Annotated in this window: 10 protein-coding genes; 4 read left to right on the top strand and 6 right to left on the bottom strand. The window is 70.2% G+C overall.

Annotated elements, in window-relative coordinates; all coding sequences use genetic code 11:
* Nucleotides 1-147 precede the first annotated feature (147 nt).
* Entirely contained in the window at nucleotides 148-1,809 is a 1,662-nt protein-coding gene (gene istA / locus ACFV9M_RS40425) for an IS21 family transposase (protein WP_385078456.1), read from the top strand.
* Complete coding sequence (gene istB, locus ACFV9M_RS40420; RefSeq protein ID WP_385078454.1) at nucleotides 1,806-2,594, top strand: IS21-like element helper ATPase IstB; 789 nt, start codon at nucleotides 1,806-1,808, stop codon at nucleotides 2,592-2,594. Before istA ends, istB begins: the two co-directional genes overlap by 4 nt.
* 49 nt (nucleotides 2,595-2,643) lie before the next feature.
* On the opposite strand, the gene ACFV9M_RS40415 is transcribed toward istB, so the two are convergent.
* The 5 genes from ACFV9M_RS40415 to ACFV9M_RS40395 all read right to left on the bottom strand — a co-directional run bounded on the left by ACFV9M_RS40415 (nucleotide 2,644) and on the right by ACFV9M_RS40395 (nucleotide 9,865).
* Nucleotides 2,644-3,171 (bottom strand): DinB family protein, encoded by a 528-nt coding sequence (locus tag ACFV9M_RS40415; RefSeq protein ID WP_385078451.1) that lies wholly within the window; start codon nucleotides 3,169-3,171, stop codon nucleotides 2,644-2,646.
* Entirely contained in the window at nucleotides 3,125-4,420 is a 1,296-nt protein-coding gene (locus ACFV9M_RS40410) for a pPIWI_RE module domain-containing protein (protein ID WP_385078449.1), read from the bottom strand. The genes ACFV9M_RS40415 and ACFV9M_RS40410 overlap by 47 nt, the downstream gene beginning before the upstream one ends.
* Nucleotides 4,410-7,730, bottom strand: a complete 3,321-nt coding sequence (locus ACFV9M_RS40405; protein WP_385078446.1) for a hypothetical protein — start codon at nucleotides 7,728-7,730, stop codon at nucleotides 4,410-4,412. Before ACFV9M_RS40405 ends, ACFV9M_RS40410 begins: the two co-directional genes overlap by 11 nt.
* Nucleotides 7,720-8,886 carry a hypothetical protein gene (locus ACFV9M_RS40400; RefSeq protein ID WP_385078443.1) on the bottom strand — a complete coding sequence of 389 codons (1,167 nt, stop codon included), beginning with the start codon at nucleotides 8,884-8,886 and terminating at the stop codon, nucleotides 7,720-7,722. The genes ACFV9M_RS40405 and ACFV9M_RS40400 overlap by 11 nt, the downstream gene beginning before the upstream one ends.
* A gap of 82 nt (nucleotides 8,887-8,968) precedes the next feature.
* The gene (locus tag ACFV9M_RS40395) at nucleotides 8,969-9,865 is read right to left on the bottom strand and encodes a hypothetical protein (RefSeq protein WP_385078441.1); all 897 of its coding nucleotides are present in this window, start codon (nucleotides 9,863-9,865) and stop codon (nucleotides 8,969-8,971) included.
* 1,391 nt (nucleotides 9,866-11,256) lie between these two features.
* On the opposite strand from ACFV9M_RS40395, the gene ACFV9M_RS40390 reads away from it, so the two are divergent.
* Entirely contained in the window at nucleotides 11,257-11,727 is a 471-nt protein-coding gene (locus ACFV9M_RS40390; protein ID WP_385078438.1) for an RNA polymerase sigma factor, read from the top strand.
* A gap of 301 nt (nucleotides 11,728-12,028) precedes the next feature.
* A complete protein-coding gene (locus ACFV9M_RS40385) occupies nucleotides 12,029-12,247 on the top strand; it encodes a cold shock domain-containing protein (protein WP_385078458.1) in 219 nt (72 codons plus the stop codon).
* A 149-nt stretch (nucleotides 12,248-12,396) separates the two neighbouring features.
* On the opposite strand, the gene ACFV9M_RS40380 is transcribed toward ACFV9M_RS40385, so the two are convergent.
* Nucleotides 12,397-15,321: a hypothetical protein gene (locus tag ACFV9M_RS40380; RefSeq protein WP_385078436.1), complete on the bottom strand. Its 2,925-nt coding sequence runs from the start codon at nucleotides 15,319-15,321 to the stop codon at nucleotides 12,397-12,399.
* Nucleotides 15,322-16,315 lie beyond the last annotated feature (994 nt).

The following is a 16,315-nucleotide window of genomic DNA, read 5'->3' as shown; positions in this document are numbered from 1 at the left end:
TGGTGGACCACCGACCCACTACGCAAGCCTCGCACCAGCCGACTCGAGCGCCTCAGCCACCAACTCGCCCGCTGACGAATTCAGCAACAGAGTCACCTGAGGGCTTGCGGTGGGACGGTGGATTGTGCTTCTGCCGCTGGGGGCCTTATGGGGACGTCGCAGTCGAAGGTCGATCTGTACGCAGCGATCCGCCGTGACCATCAAGGGGGCATGTCGCAGCGGGCGTTGCAGCGCAAGCACAACGTCACGTGGCGGACGGTGCGGCGGGCGCTGGACGGTCAGTGGCCGGAGCCGCGTCGGCAGCATCGGCGCCGTGAGTCGCGGCTTGATCCTTACAAGCCGCTGATCGACGGGATTCTGCGGGCGGATCTGGACGCGCCGGCCAAGCAGCGTCACACCGCTCAGCGGATCTTCGACCGGCTGGTGGACGAGCACGGCGCCCATGAGATCTCGTATCCGATGGTCCGCACCTACGTGAAAGACCGACGTCCGCAGATCAGACAGGATGCGGGGATCGGCCCGCAGGCCATGTTCGTGCCGCAGACGCACCTGCCCGGCGCCGAGGCGGAGGTCGACTTCGGTGAAGTCAGCGTGGTCCTGGCCGGTGAGATGACCCGGCTCTACCTGTTCTCGCTGCGGCTGTCGTACTCGGGCAAGGCAGTGCACCGGGTGTTCGCGACCGCGGGTCAGGAAGCCTTCTTCGAAGGGCACGTGCACGCGTTCCGGGTCCTGGGCGGCATCCCTCGCAGACACATCCGCTATGACAACTTGCGGGCCGCGGTCGAGCGGGTGCTGGGCTTTTACCGGGGCCGGGTGGAGGCGGACCGTTGGACCGCGTTCCGCTCGCACTGGGGTGTCGAGGCGTTCTACTGCAGGCCCGGCATCGAGGGCGCCCACGAGAAGGGCGGGGTCGAGGGGCAGATCGGCTACTACCGCCGCAACCACTTCGTTCCCGTCCCCGAAGTCGCCTCGCTCACCGAGCTGAACGCGATGGTTGACCAGTGGGACCAGGGCGATGAGGCGCGGCGGCTGCGGGGCCGCCCCCGGACCGTCGGTGACTACTTCGCGGCTGAACAGCACCTGCTCAAGCCGCTGCCGACCGAGCCGTTCGAAACGGGCCGCTGGTTCACGCCCCGGGTCAACCGGTTCAGCCAGATCAGCGTCCGCGGCAACGCCTACTCGGTTCCGGTCCGCTTCATCGGCCGTCAGCTGCGCGTCCTGCTGCATGCCAACGAGCTGATCGTCTACGACGGCCGGACCGTGGTCACCCGGCACGAGCGCCTCGGCGGCCGCAACGACTCCCGCCTGGTCCTGGACCACTACCTGGAAGCCCTGCTGCGCAAGCCGGGTGCCTTCCCGGGATCGACGGCGCTGGAACAGGCCCGCTCGGCGGGCAGGTTCACCCCCGTCCACGACAAGTGGTGGGCGGCGGCGAAGGCCGCCCACGGCGACGCGGCCGGCACCCGGGCCCTGATCGAGGTGCTGCTGCTGGGCCGGCACATGGACCACGAGCAGGTCGTCGCTGGCCTGGCGGCCGCCTACCGGGCGGGGGCCCTGACTGCGGACGCGGTCGCGCTGGAAGCCCGCAAGCTCGCCGAATCGGACGGGGAACCGGCCCTGCCGGCCCGTTCTGGGCCCGGGCCGTCGGCGACGGAGGACGAGGGGCCGACCACCGCGTCGGTGACCTTCCTCGCCGACTGGCGGCTGTCCCACCTTCCGCCCGACAACCGGCCGCTGCCCTCGGTGGCCCGCTACGACCAGCTCCTGCAACGGCCCGGCCGCACGGTCGGCAAGAAAGAGGGATCATGACGCGCAAGCGCGGACTCACCGAGGAAGCCGCCACCGCCTCCATCGATCAGGCGTGCCGCATGCTGCGGCTGCCCACCATCCGTCAGCAGTTCAAGGACCAGGCCGACGGAGCTGCCCGCGAGCAGATGTCGTATCGGGCGTTCCTGGCCGAGCTGCTGATGGCCGAGTGCGACGACCGGGCCCGCCGCAGGTCCGAGCGTCGCATCAGGGCCGCGGCCTTCCCCCGCGAGAAGAGCCTGCGGGCCTTCGACTTCGAGGCCAACCCCAACGTCGACCCCGCCACCGTCAACACGCTCGCGACCTGCGAGTGGGTCAAGAAGGGCGAGCCGCTCTGCCTGATCGGCGACTCCGGCACCGGCAAGTCCCACCTGCTCATAGCCCTGGGCACCGAGGCCGCCATGCAGGGCTTCAGGGTCCGCTACGTGCTGGCGACCAAACTCGTCAACGAGCTGGTCGAGGCCGCCGACGAGAAGCAGCTGTCGAAGACGATCGCTCGCTACGGCCGTGTCGATCTTTTATGCATCGACGAACTCGGTTACATGGAACTCGACCGTCGTGGCGCCGAGTTGCTGTTCCAGGTGCTGACTGAACGTGAGGAGAAGAACAGCGTCGCCATCGCCTCCAACGAGTCGTTTTCCGGGTGGACGAAGACGTTCACCGACCCGCGGCTCTGCGCGGCGATCGTGGACCGGCTCACCTTCAACGGCGCCATCATTCAGACTGGCACGGAGTCCTACCGTCTCGCCCACACCAAGGCCTTGGCCGAGCAGACTGGCGCTGGCTGAGATTCGAAACCGGGTGCTTGCGCGGTACTTGGGACCGCGCAAGCCCGCCTCAGGCGCCGGTGACTCCGTCGATCTGCTCGCGGATGAGATCGGCATGACCGTTGTGACGTGCGTATTCTTCGATCATGTGCACCATGATCCAGCGCAGGGAGACGCCCTGATCGCCGACGTATCCCGCTTCCTGTTCGGACAGGCGCCCCGAGTCGTCCAGCGACGCGTCAGCGATCAGCTCACGGCCTCGGGCGACCTCGGCCTGCCAGGCTGCCGTCGCCTCGTCGAGCCCTCGGTCCGGCCGGAGCGCATAGCCGTCGACGTTGTTCTCCCCGAAGACCGGCGGCATATCCTGACCTGCGAATACGCGCTGGAACCAGTTGCGTTCCACCTCAGCCACGTGCTGAACGAGACCGAGCAGCGTCATCGACGAGGGTGACACGGCAGCAAGCCGTAATTGATCATCTTTGAGGCCCGAACACTTCAGGGCAAGAGTTGCACGGTGAAAGTCCAGCCATGCCTCCAGCATGGCGCGCTCCTCAGCATGCGCGGGTGGGATAGGCCGTCCATCCGGTGTCGTATTCATCGGCCCACCATGGCAGCAACAGCCGTGGCCCACGACCACCTTCGCTGGCGACGAACACGCATCTCACCCTCTCCCATAGCGAGCCACTGACATCAAAACTCACTGACATTGATCTTGCTGAGCCACCCGAGGTGACTCCCGGAAGCACCTCCAAATGACTCCGCAACGAAGTGACACAGCCAAGCGTGGGCACCAGATCATCAGCCCAGCCCATGAAGCCCTGTTTCTTGCCGGCCGGTCCGGGATGCCAGGCCATGGAGGCGAGTCCGAACGGGCTGCTGGCGTCCGCCCAGGGGGAGGGAGAGAACAGGTGCACGCCGATGTTCCGCTTCGCATCGAACACGTTGTACCGGGCCCAGCGCCGCATCCCGACCCGCACGTGCAGCCGCGGCTGCACGGTCGCTTCCAGGCCCCTGGTCTGCACCGACAGCCGCAGCGTGTAGGACCAGGGGTAACGCACCCCTCCCTTGCTCTCGTACACGTGCGGGGGCCAGGACACCAACTCCGCCCCGCCGCCCCGGGCAGCGGTACGCCGCCACCGGGTCGTGTGCACCGCCCGCGCCGTCACCCCGTCCTCCTCCTCGCTCTGCCCGGCAGCCGTCCCGTGTTCGCCGCTGTCCTCGTCCCAGTCCTCGGCGTCCTCCTCGGTCACTTCTCCTGCGGGGCCCGTTTCCGCCTCGCCGTGGACGACGTGCCAGTCCGTCAGGCACAGGTGCGTGGCCAGCGCGTGCGGCACCAGGGGGTAGTCGGAGCTCTCCGGATCAGTGCCCGGCCCCAGCGTGAGGGTCTTGCGCGTGAACTTCAGGTCTTCCCCGCGGAAGGTCTCCAGCACGGCGGCCAGTGCAGCGATGTCGATGACCGGCGGGCGCCCACGGCGCTGCGCCAGCTGGTTGCGGTGCGTCGCGGCCGCCGTCAGCCCGCCCTTGACGAACTCCACCAGCAGGGCACGGTCCGGCGCTTTCTCGTCCGCGTCCGCCGCCCAGGCCAGCCACATCTCACCCCGCCGCGCGCGGGCGTCGTGGGTCAGGACCTGCGGCATCAGCGCGGCGATCGCGCTGTTGACCGCCCATAGGGGGATGCCCCGCTTCTCCTCCTCGCTCTCGCCCTCCGCGGACGCCGGCTGGAAGACCTGTTCGCGCAGGGGCTTTGCCCACGTCGCGGGAAACTCGCACGTCCAGTACCGGGCCAGGCGATGGCCGGCGAAGGACTCAAGGACGAGAGAGAGGGGCTGCAGGAAGTCATAGCGCACGGTGCTGCTCCACGAGGGTGTGCAGGGACTGTCGAAGGGGCCGGTACAGCGGTGAGGCGATTGCTTCGTCCGGGCCGTCGAGGGCTTCGTCGAGGGCGTCGAGCATGCCGACCAGCATGCTGTCGTCGTGTTTGGGGTCGAAGGCGGCGTCGCAGAAGTACACGCGGGCTGTTGCCCCGCCGCGCAGCATCCGGCCGATGATCTGGTCCAGCGGGACGATGTTCGTCCAGTCCATGGCACGCCGCTGCGCCGAGTGGGCGCCGGTCGCCCGGTACTGCAGGGTGCCCTCCAGCAGGTCGAGCCAGGTGCGGCGGGCCAGTTCGCGGAACATCCTCGCCCGTTCGCCCAGCGCCGTGTCGGGACCGGCCGAGGGAACGGCGCGGCGGATCTCCTCCACCGCCCACCGGTTCATCGTCTGCACGTGGTAACTGAGGTCTTCGGGGTGCAGGTGCGGGCGGACCAGGTAGAACGCGGCCCCCAGCGCGGCGACGTGGTCGTCGTTGAGGATGTTGTGGCCGCGTTCGATGGCCAGCTGGGGTGCGATGAGGATCCACGCGTCCTGCTGTTTGGCCATGGCGTGCACGTTGCCGCGGGCGATGGTCCGCCCGCTCCAGTGGTGGCTGCCGGAGTCGTCGTCGGGCACCATCTGCAGGATCTGATCCGCCCATTCGGGCCGCATCCTGATCAGGTGCCGCAGCACTTCCTCGGCCTCCCGGTAGCTGCCCACCAGCAGCAGGACCCGCCGGCGCCCCTCGGGCAGCTCGTCTCGGATCTCCTCCAGGCGGCTCCTGCGCGGCCCGCGCAGTCCCTGCTGCTGCCGGCACAGCCCCGCCAGAAGTTCCCGCAGCGCCTCCAGACGGTCCTGGCCCTGCTTGCCCGAGACGGTCACCGCGTACGCGGCCCCGCTGGAGGACTGCATCCTGACCGGCAGGTACGTGAGCATGATCCGCTGGTGTAGGGGCACCCGGTCGCCGGTGCGGGAGGCCAGGATGCCTGCGACGGGGACCTGCACGTCGTAACGCGGAGAGTTTCCCGCCCAGCTGGTGGCCGACAGCAGCAGGCACGCCGGCCCCGCGTCCTCCTCGCCGGCCGACTCCTCATACAGGTGCGGGAGGTTGAGCAGCAGCCAGCGGCCGATGCCCGAGCAGCGGAAGAACGACAGGGTACCGATCTGTTCCAGCTCCCCCTCGTGCTCCCGGTACTGGAAACCCAGCAGATTGCCCATGGGGGACTCCGGCACCAGCGGCAGGTACTCCGCGGGCGGACGGTGCACGAGGCTCGATCCCATGGCCTCCAGGCCGGTCTCCATCTCCACTTCCCAGCAGGCGCGGGTCAGCAGGGCGAGCTTCCCGGCCAGCAGCGCGACGACCATGGTGACCTGGAACCGCACCGCCAGCCGTTCCAGCGCCTGGTCCCCGGTGAGTACGACGTCGTCCTGACCGCGCAGCCACTCCACGAGGTCCTGGGTGACCAGGCCGGGCGGCTGGTAGCCGCGTGCGCTCAGATCACGCAGGAACGCGACGGACGCATCCGCCCCCGCGTAGCGGCCGGCCGGGTCGTCGAGCCACTGGGCGAACACAGCCAGCCACCGCGCACGGCACTCCTCGTCCGAGTCCCACAGCGCCGGCTGCCCCCGCCGCAGGGCGCCGCTCTCCCGCGCCGGCCGCGGGCGGCGGGAGATCTCACCGGCCAGTCCCACCGCCAGCCGCCACTCGTTGAAGTAGCCCTGGCCAAGCCATTCCCGCACGTGGCTGTGCTCGGCGAGCAGATTGCGCAGGTGGGTCACCAGCAGTCCGGCCGTGCTGATGTCGAGAGACCAGTCCCGCACCGGTTCGCTGAACAGGTGCTGGCCGCGGGTATGGCGCATGTGCCGCTCGAACAGCGGCCGCACCTCGTCCAGCCAGGCGTCCTCGCCCGGCCCGGCCAGCGACTGCGAGGGGCTGAACGCCTGGTCCCACTGGATCTGCACCCGGTCGGCCTCGTCCACGACGAACGCGTCGCTGCGCTGCCAGGCCAGCTCCAGGTACCGCAGGTCGTGCTGCGACAGCTGCTCGGGCACCCGGCAGTGCAGCAGGCTGGCCGGCGTGGCCACCCACACGGCGGCGTCCACCAGCTCCCGCGCGGCCTCGTGCCGCCCGCACACCGGCAGCAGCGAACAGCCCACGGCCGCCTCCCGCTGCTGCTGGTCCGGCCCCTCTCCGCTCCACGGCCGCAGCCGGTGCGAACAGGGGGCGTCCTTCAGTGCCAGCGGCTCGGTCAGCTCCGCCAGGCCCTGCAGGACACATTCGGTGGAGATCCACCGCAGCCGGGGGTCCTCCAGCAGGGCCAGGCCCCGGGCGTGCGCGTCCACCGGGCGGTGGACCTGCTGCAGGTGCCGGCCGCGGTTGGCCGCTCCCAGGATCGGCGCCGCCCTCACCCCGTACCGGCACAGCGCGGTGACCATGTCGAGGACGGACACGACGTCCCCAAGGACCACCGTCAGCGTGTGCCGGCGGTGCGGCTCGGCACACGCCCACACCGCCGCGACCGTGATCAGCGTGGTCTTGCCGACGGCCGGCATGCCCACCACGTGCATCACATCCGCCAGCACCAGCTTCTTCGACTTCCGCAGCCGCCCGTCGTTCTGACGCACCAGCAGATACAGGTCGTCGATCCGCCCGCGCCAGTTGCTGCGCAGCCCCAGCTGCGCGTCCACCGCGTCCATCAGGTCGGCGGTCGCCGTCAGCGCCGGCCAGCGCAAGGTCACCTGTTTGCGCCGCCGCCCCGCACGATGCCGCCGCGCGGGGGAGGGGCTCATCCCCTCCGGGACCACCACACCGGCGTCCCCGCGCCCCATGCGGTAGCGCACGCCCTCCTCGGCCAGCCGCACCCGCTGCTCACGGTGGGCCGGCAGCGTCGCCAACGCCTGCGCGTACACCTGCTCCCGGTCGGACGCCACCGACAACGACTGACGCCGCTCGGGAGGCCGCGACGGGTCCTTCACGTCGAACATCCGCAGCAGCTCCGGCAGCGCCTGATACGCCTGGAGGGCCTTGCCCCACTCGCTCGGGCTCTTCAGCTCGCCCACCAGCCACCGCAGCGACGACGACGACGGCACCGCCCGCTGCCGACGCGTACGGAAGTCGTAGCCGCCCATCAGCGTCCAGGCATCCGAGGCCGCCGCCTGATCGGCCCACGACTCCAGCGCGAACAGCCCGAGTTCCACCGACGCCACCAGCCGCACGTCCACGCGGCCCAGGCCGTTGCTCTTGGCCGCCCGCCGCAGCTTGTGCCCCAGCTTCTTGTACCAGCCACTGCGATCACGGGCCACAGACGACCTCCCCAGCCGTACCCAGATCGGGGCAGGACGCCACCAGATCGTCGTCGCAGACCACCTCGATGTGGGGCTGCGCCTTCAGCGCCTCGCTGCGCTGCGCGAGGATCCTCATGTAGCTGCGGTTGGCTCGCAGCCGGTCGTGCGGAACGACCAGATACCCCTTGCGGTATGCGTGGGGGTCACCGGCGCCCCAGTTCGGGAACGTCTTGATCCGGCGGGCCAGCAGATAGGGACTGTGCCAGTCCTTCACGTCCACCCCGATGCTGTAGCCGCCGGGCCATACGGCCACCAGGTCCAGCGCGTCCAGCTTCGGATACAGCACCACCCGTGCCCCCCGCTCCGCCAGCCGCCGCGCGAGATCCAGCTCCGGCCGGCCCGGCAGCGCCACGAACCTCACCAGCTCCGGCTCCAGCCGCCGGGCTCCCTGCGCCTCCACCAGGGCCGGCTCCGGGAGGTCGTGCCGGTGCGCGCACCGCCACACCCGGCACCGCACCCGGCCGTCCGCCCGCGGGGCGATCCACTGCCCGCACCCGCCGCACACGGCCACCCGCCCGCCGGCCGCCGCCTCCGCCGTCACCGGCCCGTAGGACTCCTCCAGCCAGGTCGCCCACTGCGGCACGTCCAGCACCGCGTTCTTCGCCGCCACGAACTCGGCGGGCCCCAGCACCGCATGCTCGGTGACGAACAGACGCCACCGCGCGTACAACTCAGGCCGCCCCAGCAGGGCCGCCGTGTCCTTGACATGCTTGACCAGCGCACTCTCGTGCACCTCGGACACCACGTCCCGGGCCGCGACCGCCCACTCCAGGCAGAACTCGCTCGGCTCCCCGCCGATCAGGAGCCGCTCCCCGCCCACCTGCGCATCGGGATCGAACTCCAAGGGCCAGGAGTCCAACGGCCGTTCGGCGCACCACACGCCCACCAGATCGGCCACGCCCACGGGAGGGTTGCTGCCCGTCCGCACGCACAGGGCGGCCAGCCGGTCCAGCCCCAGCTGCAGACTCCTGTCATAGGGGTGCTGAAGCCGGCGCACCCCCGCCCAGCCGCGCATCCCCACCAGTCCTGACGCCACCAGACTCAGGACCACCTCGCCAGCACGGACCGCACTGGCCCGCCCGGAGTACACCGGACCGAACTGTGTCAGACTCACCCGCCACACGGTAGAGGCCCCCACTGACAGTCACCGCGCAAACCCATCAGTAACCCCCAACGAGCAGCGACAACACCGAATTTCACCCGTCCCTGGGAGCCCCCTGGGCCATCCGCGCAAGGAGCAGCCGCAGCCGGTCGGCCCGCCCCGGCTCCCATGCCGGGAGCAGCGCCCCCGACACCGGGTCGAGCTGGCCGCGCCACTGCGCGACGCGGTCGCGCACCGATGTCTGCCACCCGTCCCAGTCGGCTCCCGGCCGGCTGCTGACCAGCGACAGCCGCAACGGGCACCCCAGCTTCTCCAGACGGCTCGTCAGAGCCGACACCTGAGCCTCCGTCCAGGCCAGCACGCGCCGGCCGTCCAACGCCCTCTCCAGCACCGCCACCCCCTCGGCCGGGGCGCACGCCCCCTCCGGCGCCCCGCGGCCGCGTACCCCGACGAGCCGCACCACAAGGTCAGCCAGACACGTGCCCTCCCCGTCCACCGCCGTCACCCGGGCCGCCACCGGGGGGCGCGCCCGCCCCGACGCCGTCCGGCCCCCCTCCACCGTCTCCACCCACACCACCGCAAGGCGGGAATCCTCCAGCAATCCCTGTGCCCACCGGGCCAGTTCCCCGCGCCGTTCGCCCAACGACTTCTGGAAGGCGGACACTTCCCGCATCCGCCGGCACATCGGGCACAGCCCGTGCCCGTCGCGGACGACGAGAGGGCGGTCGCAACAGGCGCCGCACCCCTCGCACATGTGCGTCTCGCGCGTGCGCCGGCCCGCCGCCGCTTCCAGCTGCCGCGCGGACGCGGCAGTCGGCCGGCTGGCCTCCACCCGGTACAGCCCCACCGTCCCGCGGCGCCCGCGGCGGTAGGTGCGCACCTGGGCCCCCGCCCGCCCGACCGGCTCCCGGGGAAGATCAGCCGTCAGCAGCTGAGTCCTCGACGCCATGAACCACGGCACCCGCTCCCAGTCCTCATACCGCACCGTCATGCCCGACCCTCCAACTCTTCACACTCCGTGATGGACCGACTGAGGCGAAGGTAGCCCTCCAATCAGGATGGAAGCAACAGATAAGCATGCCGGTGAGCAGCATTTTTGAAGTTTGCAAACTAAGATTCAGCTCCCTGCTGACAGAGCCCCCACTCCAATCCAGCCCGCAAAACATCACCCACCGTAACAACCTGATCAGCCAGCCACCCGTACTCCGCCAACGCCTCCTGCGCGCCCCGATCCCGCCCCGCCCGGGAGAGCACAACCCCCGGATGCCGATCCCGCCAGTCCCTCAGCGCGGCCACCGCACCGCCCGAGACCGACCAGCACCCAGCCCACACCTGCCGCGCCACCGCGGCAGGAAGCCGGAACGACACAGCCTCCGGATATCCGCCGTCCCGGGCCCCCGGCCACCGCCCCATCTGCCCGGCCCCGCCCCCGGCATCCGGCCACTGCCTCAGCCACTGGCGCACCGCCAGCTCGTGACGCACCCCGTACAAGGCGAACGAGTCGACCGTGTCCAGCAGCCGGCCCCCCTCACGCAGCCGCGCCACCTCCGCACGCCGCCGGGCACGCACCGCATCGGCTTCGCGCAGACTCAGACCCGCAACGCTCCACCTGGCATCACGGCCCAACTCCCGCCGCAGGACGCGATGGCGCGCCACCACCGTCTCCAGCCGGGACCTTGTCCCCCAGGGCACCTTCACCGTCATCGACGTCAAACCCTCGTCAGCCACCACCCCAGACTTGCAGAAACCGGGACCCCGACACACCGGCCGCGCAGCGAACCCCGCCGGCCGGGCACCGCCCCGCTCGCCGCGGACGCACCGGCAGGCTCCACCGGCAGGAGATCCCGCAGAGGGTCACACCACCAAAAGGAAACAAAATCCAATTCAGAAAACGCGAAGAAAGGAATTCAATAAGAATTGAAACCCGCTACGGGTGAATAAAAGAACCGCCTTCTCCTCTATCAGCAGGCCACCGCCCCAAAACTACAGTTCTCCCGCACACCGCATGACCGATGCCTTCAGCGAATCCCGGCCCGGGACAGGGCGCCCCCGACGGCGGCCCACCCCTGGATGTCAGAAAAACAGGCCTACCCAGCCTCCCTACGACAGCGAGGGCACCGGTCCTTGCCCAAGGGGAGAGGAACCAGGCGTCGTGGACAGCACACTCGTCAGTGCCGCAGCGACCGTGGCCGCGTGCGCGGCCAGCTGCATCACCCGGGTGCTCACAGCCCGTATCACCACCCGCGCCCTGCTGGGCAGAGCCCGCATCGAAGAGGAAGGCCGCACTGGGCCAGGGGGTACGTTGCAGGAGAGGGACCGGCGGGGCGCCAACTGGCCGCGTGACAGGGGACAGTGGCGCGGGAGGAAGGCCGTGGACCGCATGTGCGCTTCCTGCTGCGCCACGGGGCGACCTTCCCGGAGGCCGAGGACGCGGTGCACAGCGCGTTCGTGGAACTGATGCGTGCGCGCCGGCCGGTGCAGCACCTGCGGGCCTGGCTGCGCACGGCCGCGCTGCGGGCCTTCTTGCGGCAGGCGGTTCCCGAGCAGCCCGAAGACGATCTGACAGACCGTCTGGCAGCCACGAGCGTCGACCGGCACACCCCGCCGCACGCGGCGGAGCCGGGCGAGCAGCAGCGCCAGGTCCGCAGAACACTGATCGCCCTGCTCTTCAAGCAGCGCAGTGTGATGGCCTGGCACCTCGACGGGTTCTCCACTACGGAGATCGCCGCAGCGATGGGCCTGGAGAAGTCCGCGGTCCTGCAGAATCTCTCGCGGGCCCGCCGCACCCTCAAGCAGCAACTCGTATCACCGGCCCAGGGGAGCGGCAGTGAGCGACACCCGCCACACACCTGACGACGAACTGGGCCTGCTCCTCGACGAGATGGACACAGCTCTGATGGCGACCGTCCGCGCCCGGCTCACCCCTTCCCGGCCGGGACGACGGCGTTGCGCACGGCACGGCACCCCCGCCGTCCTCCAGGAGGCCGGCCAGGACGAGGACGAGGTGCTCGACCATGCACTGGGCACCACCGACGACACCCTGCTGAAGGCGATCGAGCGCCGAACCGCCCGCACGGACAGCCCGCACGCACCCCCTGTCGGCTCCGGCACGCCGTACGCGAAGAAAAATCCTGAAAACGCTTCCGGACAGGAAATCCGTTTCAAGACCGGAACAGTCAAGTGGTTCGGCGCGGAATGGGGATACGGCTTCATCTCCGTCGACGGCGACCCGCCCGTGGACGTCTTCGTGCACCACAGCGCGATCCAACCAGATGGAGACCGAACCCTCACGTCGGGAATGCGTGTCGAATTCTCCATCTCGCAGGGGCAGAGAGGCCCTCAGGCAGCCGACGTAAGGCACGTGAACGGATAAAAGACAGGCGTCCGGCACCTTTCCACAGGCCCTCAGCCGAATTCACCCGACCGCTTCTCCGACTCCGGCAGCGCTGTGCTGCTGTGTCTGCCGGGAAGAACACGAAAAGACGTGCCGGCGGCCGGTTCGAAGTCCCCAAGAAGTACCGGTCATCTCCTGTAGGCGTCGTCGATGGCTCCGGCGTTGATCAGCGCGACGCGCAGTGCCTCGTGCTCGGGGGTGTTCTCGGCGGGGGCGCCGGCATACAGGGCGGCTGCGTGGCGGATGGTCTCGGTGCGGCGGTAGCCGTCGGCGGGCCCGTCGTCGAGAGCGGCGGCGGCGATGAGCTGGGCGGCGGGGGATGCGGGGGTGCGGGCGGCCCGTTCGGCGGCGTGGTCGGCGTCTTCCAGATCAGGCTGCTGGACGACGGTGGCGGCGGTGAGTTCCAGCCAGGTGTCCTGGTCGACGCTGTCGGCGAAGGCGAAGTGCCCCGCCCCGCGCAGCGCGACAGCCGGGAGGTCGGCATCGAGAGCGGCGCGCCAGATGACGCAGGCTCGCTCGGCCACCTCGGTGCTGTCGGTGCGGGCGGTGTAGGTGGCGAGCCGCGACAGCATCACCGAGACGGCCTCGTCCCCGCCCGTGCAGCCGGCGAGCCCGGCGAGGAACTCACTGGCAGGGCCGAGGGGTTCGGTCTCGTCCAGGAGGGCCAGGAAGACCCGGTCGAGGGCGCCCTCGGCGTGCGGTGCGCACAGGACCTGCCACAGGGCGGCACGGTCCAGTCGGGCCAGTACGGCGGGGTCGGGTCTGCCGTGGGTGAGCCAGCTGCGCACGGGGCGCCACGACGGATCCAGGGACAGGAGTGTGTCGGCGTGGGCGGTGACCCAGCCGGGGTCGCAGTGGTGGAGCTGGCTGAGGCCGAAGCCGATGACGGCGAGGGCCTGGTCGTCCGGCTCGGAGCCGAGCAGCCCCTCCAGTACCGCAGTGAGCTGCTCGGGCAGCCCCTCACCGGTGCGTGCGGCGTGCTGGATGCCCCAGGCGGTCAGGGACAGCAGGGCGCCGCCGCCGGGCGCCGTTGTGGCCGTGCCCAGCGGGGAGGAGGTGTCCAGGCGGGGTGTGGACCACTCGGTGATGAGTGCACGCAGCCAGGCCACACCATCCGCCTCCACTGTCCCCAGGGATGCACCGCTGTTCCAGAGCCGGTGCAGGAGGTTGGAGATGACCAGTTGCAGCCGCGCCTCCTGCGGCTCGCCGGCGGCCTGCGGGCGTACGGCGAAGGCGGCCTCGGCGAGAGGGCCCAGCAGATTGGGGTGGAGGCGGTTGCTCGTGGCGGCGTGGTGGAGGGCGTTGAAGTAGGCGCTCTGCAGGGCCGGGCGTGTGGCGGCCGCGGCCACCGCGGCCGGGTTGGCGGCCCAGGCATCCGGGTCCTGGGCGACAAGCTCGCCGAGCAGCCCGGCGCGCGCACCGTCCCCGCCGTCATCGTCATCGTCCTTGTCTCCGGGCAGGGGAGCAGCGGCGAGCTCCGCGACAGCGGCCACCACTCCGTCGGCCTGCACGCGCGCAGTGAAGGCTTCCAGGGACAGCCCGCCATGAGACTCCACCCAGCTGGTGATCTTCACGACGGGCTCGGGCCGCTCGGCGGGCGGCCCGTACTTCTCCTCCAGCAGGGCCAGTACCGGCTGCCAGGGCGCGCGTACGGCCTCGGGCAGCACGGGAGACAGACCCCGCACAATGCGCCAACGGCGCGGCACCGGCCCGGGAAAAGCGTCGGCCCACGCCTCCATCTCCTGCGCGGCCGGTGGTGCGCCCAGCCCCTCGGTGAGCGCCGCCTCGAGCCCGGTCCGTAGCTCTTGGGGACAGTCCTCCAGGAGGGCGAGGAAGTCGGCGAGGTCCGCGCTCGGCCACGTCCCGCCGCCCACCTCCCGCGCGGCATCGATCGCCACCTGCCACCATCCGGCCGCAGCCTCGGGACGCCCGCCATCGAGGGGCCAGGACTCGGCCAGGTGCACGGCCACCAGCCGCGCCCGGTGCTCACCAGCGGGCAGCTTGCCGTACACGCCCCGCAGCCGCGTCGCGACCGGCACGCCCAACTGCGCCTCGGCCACGGCGAGATCGAGCACGGCCCGCATCAGTGCCACCACGACGACATGCGGCGGGCCGGCCAGCGAGACCTCGCCGAGGTCGTTGACGATCTCGGCCTGAAAACGGGCGTCCTCGTCACCCAGATGATCAGCCAGCACGCCGGCGAGCGAGGCGCGGATGATCCCACCCAGCCGGTCCCCACCGGTCCGCAGCCGCCCGCCGGGGTGGGCGCTAGCCACGAGCGTCCGCAACAGCAGCCCGCTCTCCCACGACTCCTGTGCCGTGAACCCCCGTACCCGCAGGATGCTCTCCAGCACGGCGACCCACGCCCCGGTGCGCTCGGCGACGGGAATGTCCACGGCCCAGTACGCGGCCCGCAGCAGGACGAACCGGTCCGGCTGCGCCCACACGATCTTCGTCAGCAGCGGGCACGCCGCCATGCCCGCCTCGCTCACCACGGCGACCGTCTGCGACAGCGCACCCAACCCCTGTCCACGGATCGCGTCCAAGTGCTCCCCCACCCAGGCACACACCCGCTCCGGCTCCTGGACCAGCAACCGCCGCAGATACGGAGCCGCCGGCCAGCGGCCCTCCTCGGGCAACAGCCGAGCAAGCGGCAGCAACCCCAGCCAACGCCCGCTCACGGCAGCACGGAAGAAGTACGCCCCCGCCCGCGGATCGGTCATCCGCGCAACCTCGTCCGCGTCCTGCTGCACCGGCACCTCCAGCCGGGTCAGCTCCCGCAACCGCTCAGCCCGCTCCGGCAGCCCCAAAAACAGCTGCTCCATAGCGGCCGTGACGTCCTGGAACTGACGGCGCGCCTCATCGGCACCGCTGCCGGAGCCGTGCAGCACACCGGAAGCGCTGCTGTAAAAAACACTCCAACTGCGAGCCGCCTCTGTCTCGGCCAGCCCCATCTCCTGCCGGGTCTGCCCCGCCACCAGGTGCCCGATCTGCCGAGTACGGAATCCACCGCGCTCCGCCTGCTCAGCACGCAGCTCCTCGACTGCACCCACGAGGACACCAAGATCCCCGGCACCCACCCCGCCCTGATGCCGCCAGGCATCAGCCACCGCCCCCGCAGCCTCGGTGACCGCCTTGGTCGCGCTACGCAGCCCAGGAAAGTTCTCACCCGCGATGCTGAGAACACCCTCCAGCGCACCTCGCAGACACGACTGCGCCACCACATAAGGCGCCCGGAACTCACCAGGACCGTTCAGGACGTAGGCCGCATCCAGCAACAGACTCAACGCCCGCTGCCCGTCACCGCCTTGAGCCTGCAGCGCCGAGACGAGCTCCGGACGTACCTCGCACACAGCCGGCGACGGCTCGGCCCGTTCACCAGCAGAAACAGGATCAGACACCGGCCCACCGTAGCCGTCCCGTTCCCTCCAGCGTCCCCAGCCGGGACAGAGACAGACACCACTGCCATCACCACACCCGCGCGGTGCCCCCTCACTCCGTGACTCCTCGACGGCAAGACACCCCAGCCATCACTCCAACCCATGACATCCCGCAGCTCAGGGACAACCAATTCGCACAGCCCCAAGCCCGCGAAAAACAGGCCGAGTTCGACAACCCAAGCCCACCCAGCGCCGTCAGGCGCCAGCAACCCACAGCACGACACCACCCAGACACCCACACACAACACCCCGTGGGCCACCAGGCCCACGACGCCCCAACCCCCAGTCATGCCACCAGGCATGACACCACGCCACATCCCACAGCCCGTCAACAACCGGAGCGCACCAGCGCTCCGACCAAAACACCAAAACCCAAAGAAAGGGCCGCGCCAGCGGCACAACAAAACAATAAAACAAGAATTTTGCCGCCAGGCAAAATACAGAAACCAAAACTCCACCCACAAACCCAGAATTTGCCGCCAGGCAAATTCACACGCAAAACCAAGGGCCGCGCCAGCGGCCCGGCATAAACCACAGAGAATTCGCCGCCAGGCGAATTCCGGGGCGAGGAATTCCGCCAGGAATTCCCAAAGGGGCTTTATGCCCC

The organism is Streptomyces sp. NPDC059895 (assembly GCF_042731035.1).
Taxonomy (GTDB): Bacteria; Actinomycetota; Actinomycetes; order Streptomycetales; family Streptomycetaceae; genus Streptomyces.
This window is presented reverse-complemented; position numbering and strand designations above follow the sequence as displayed.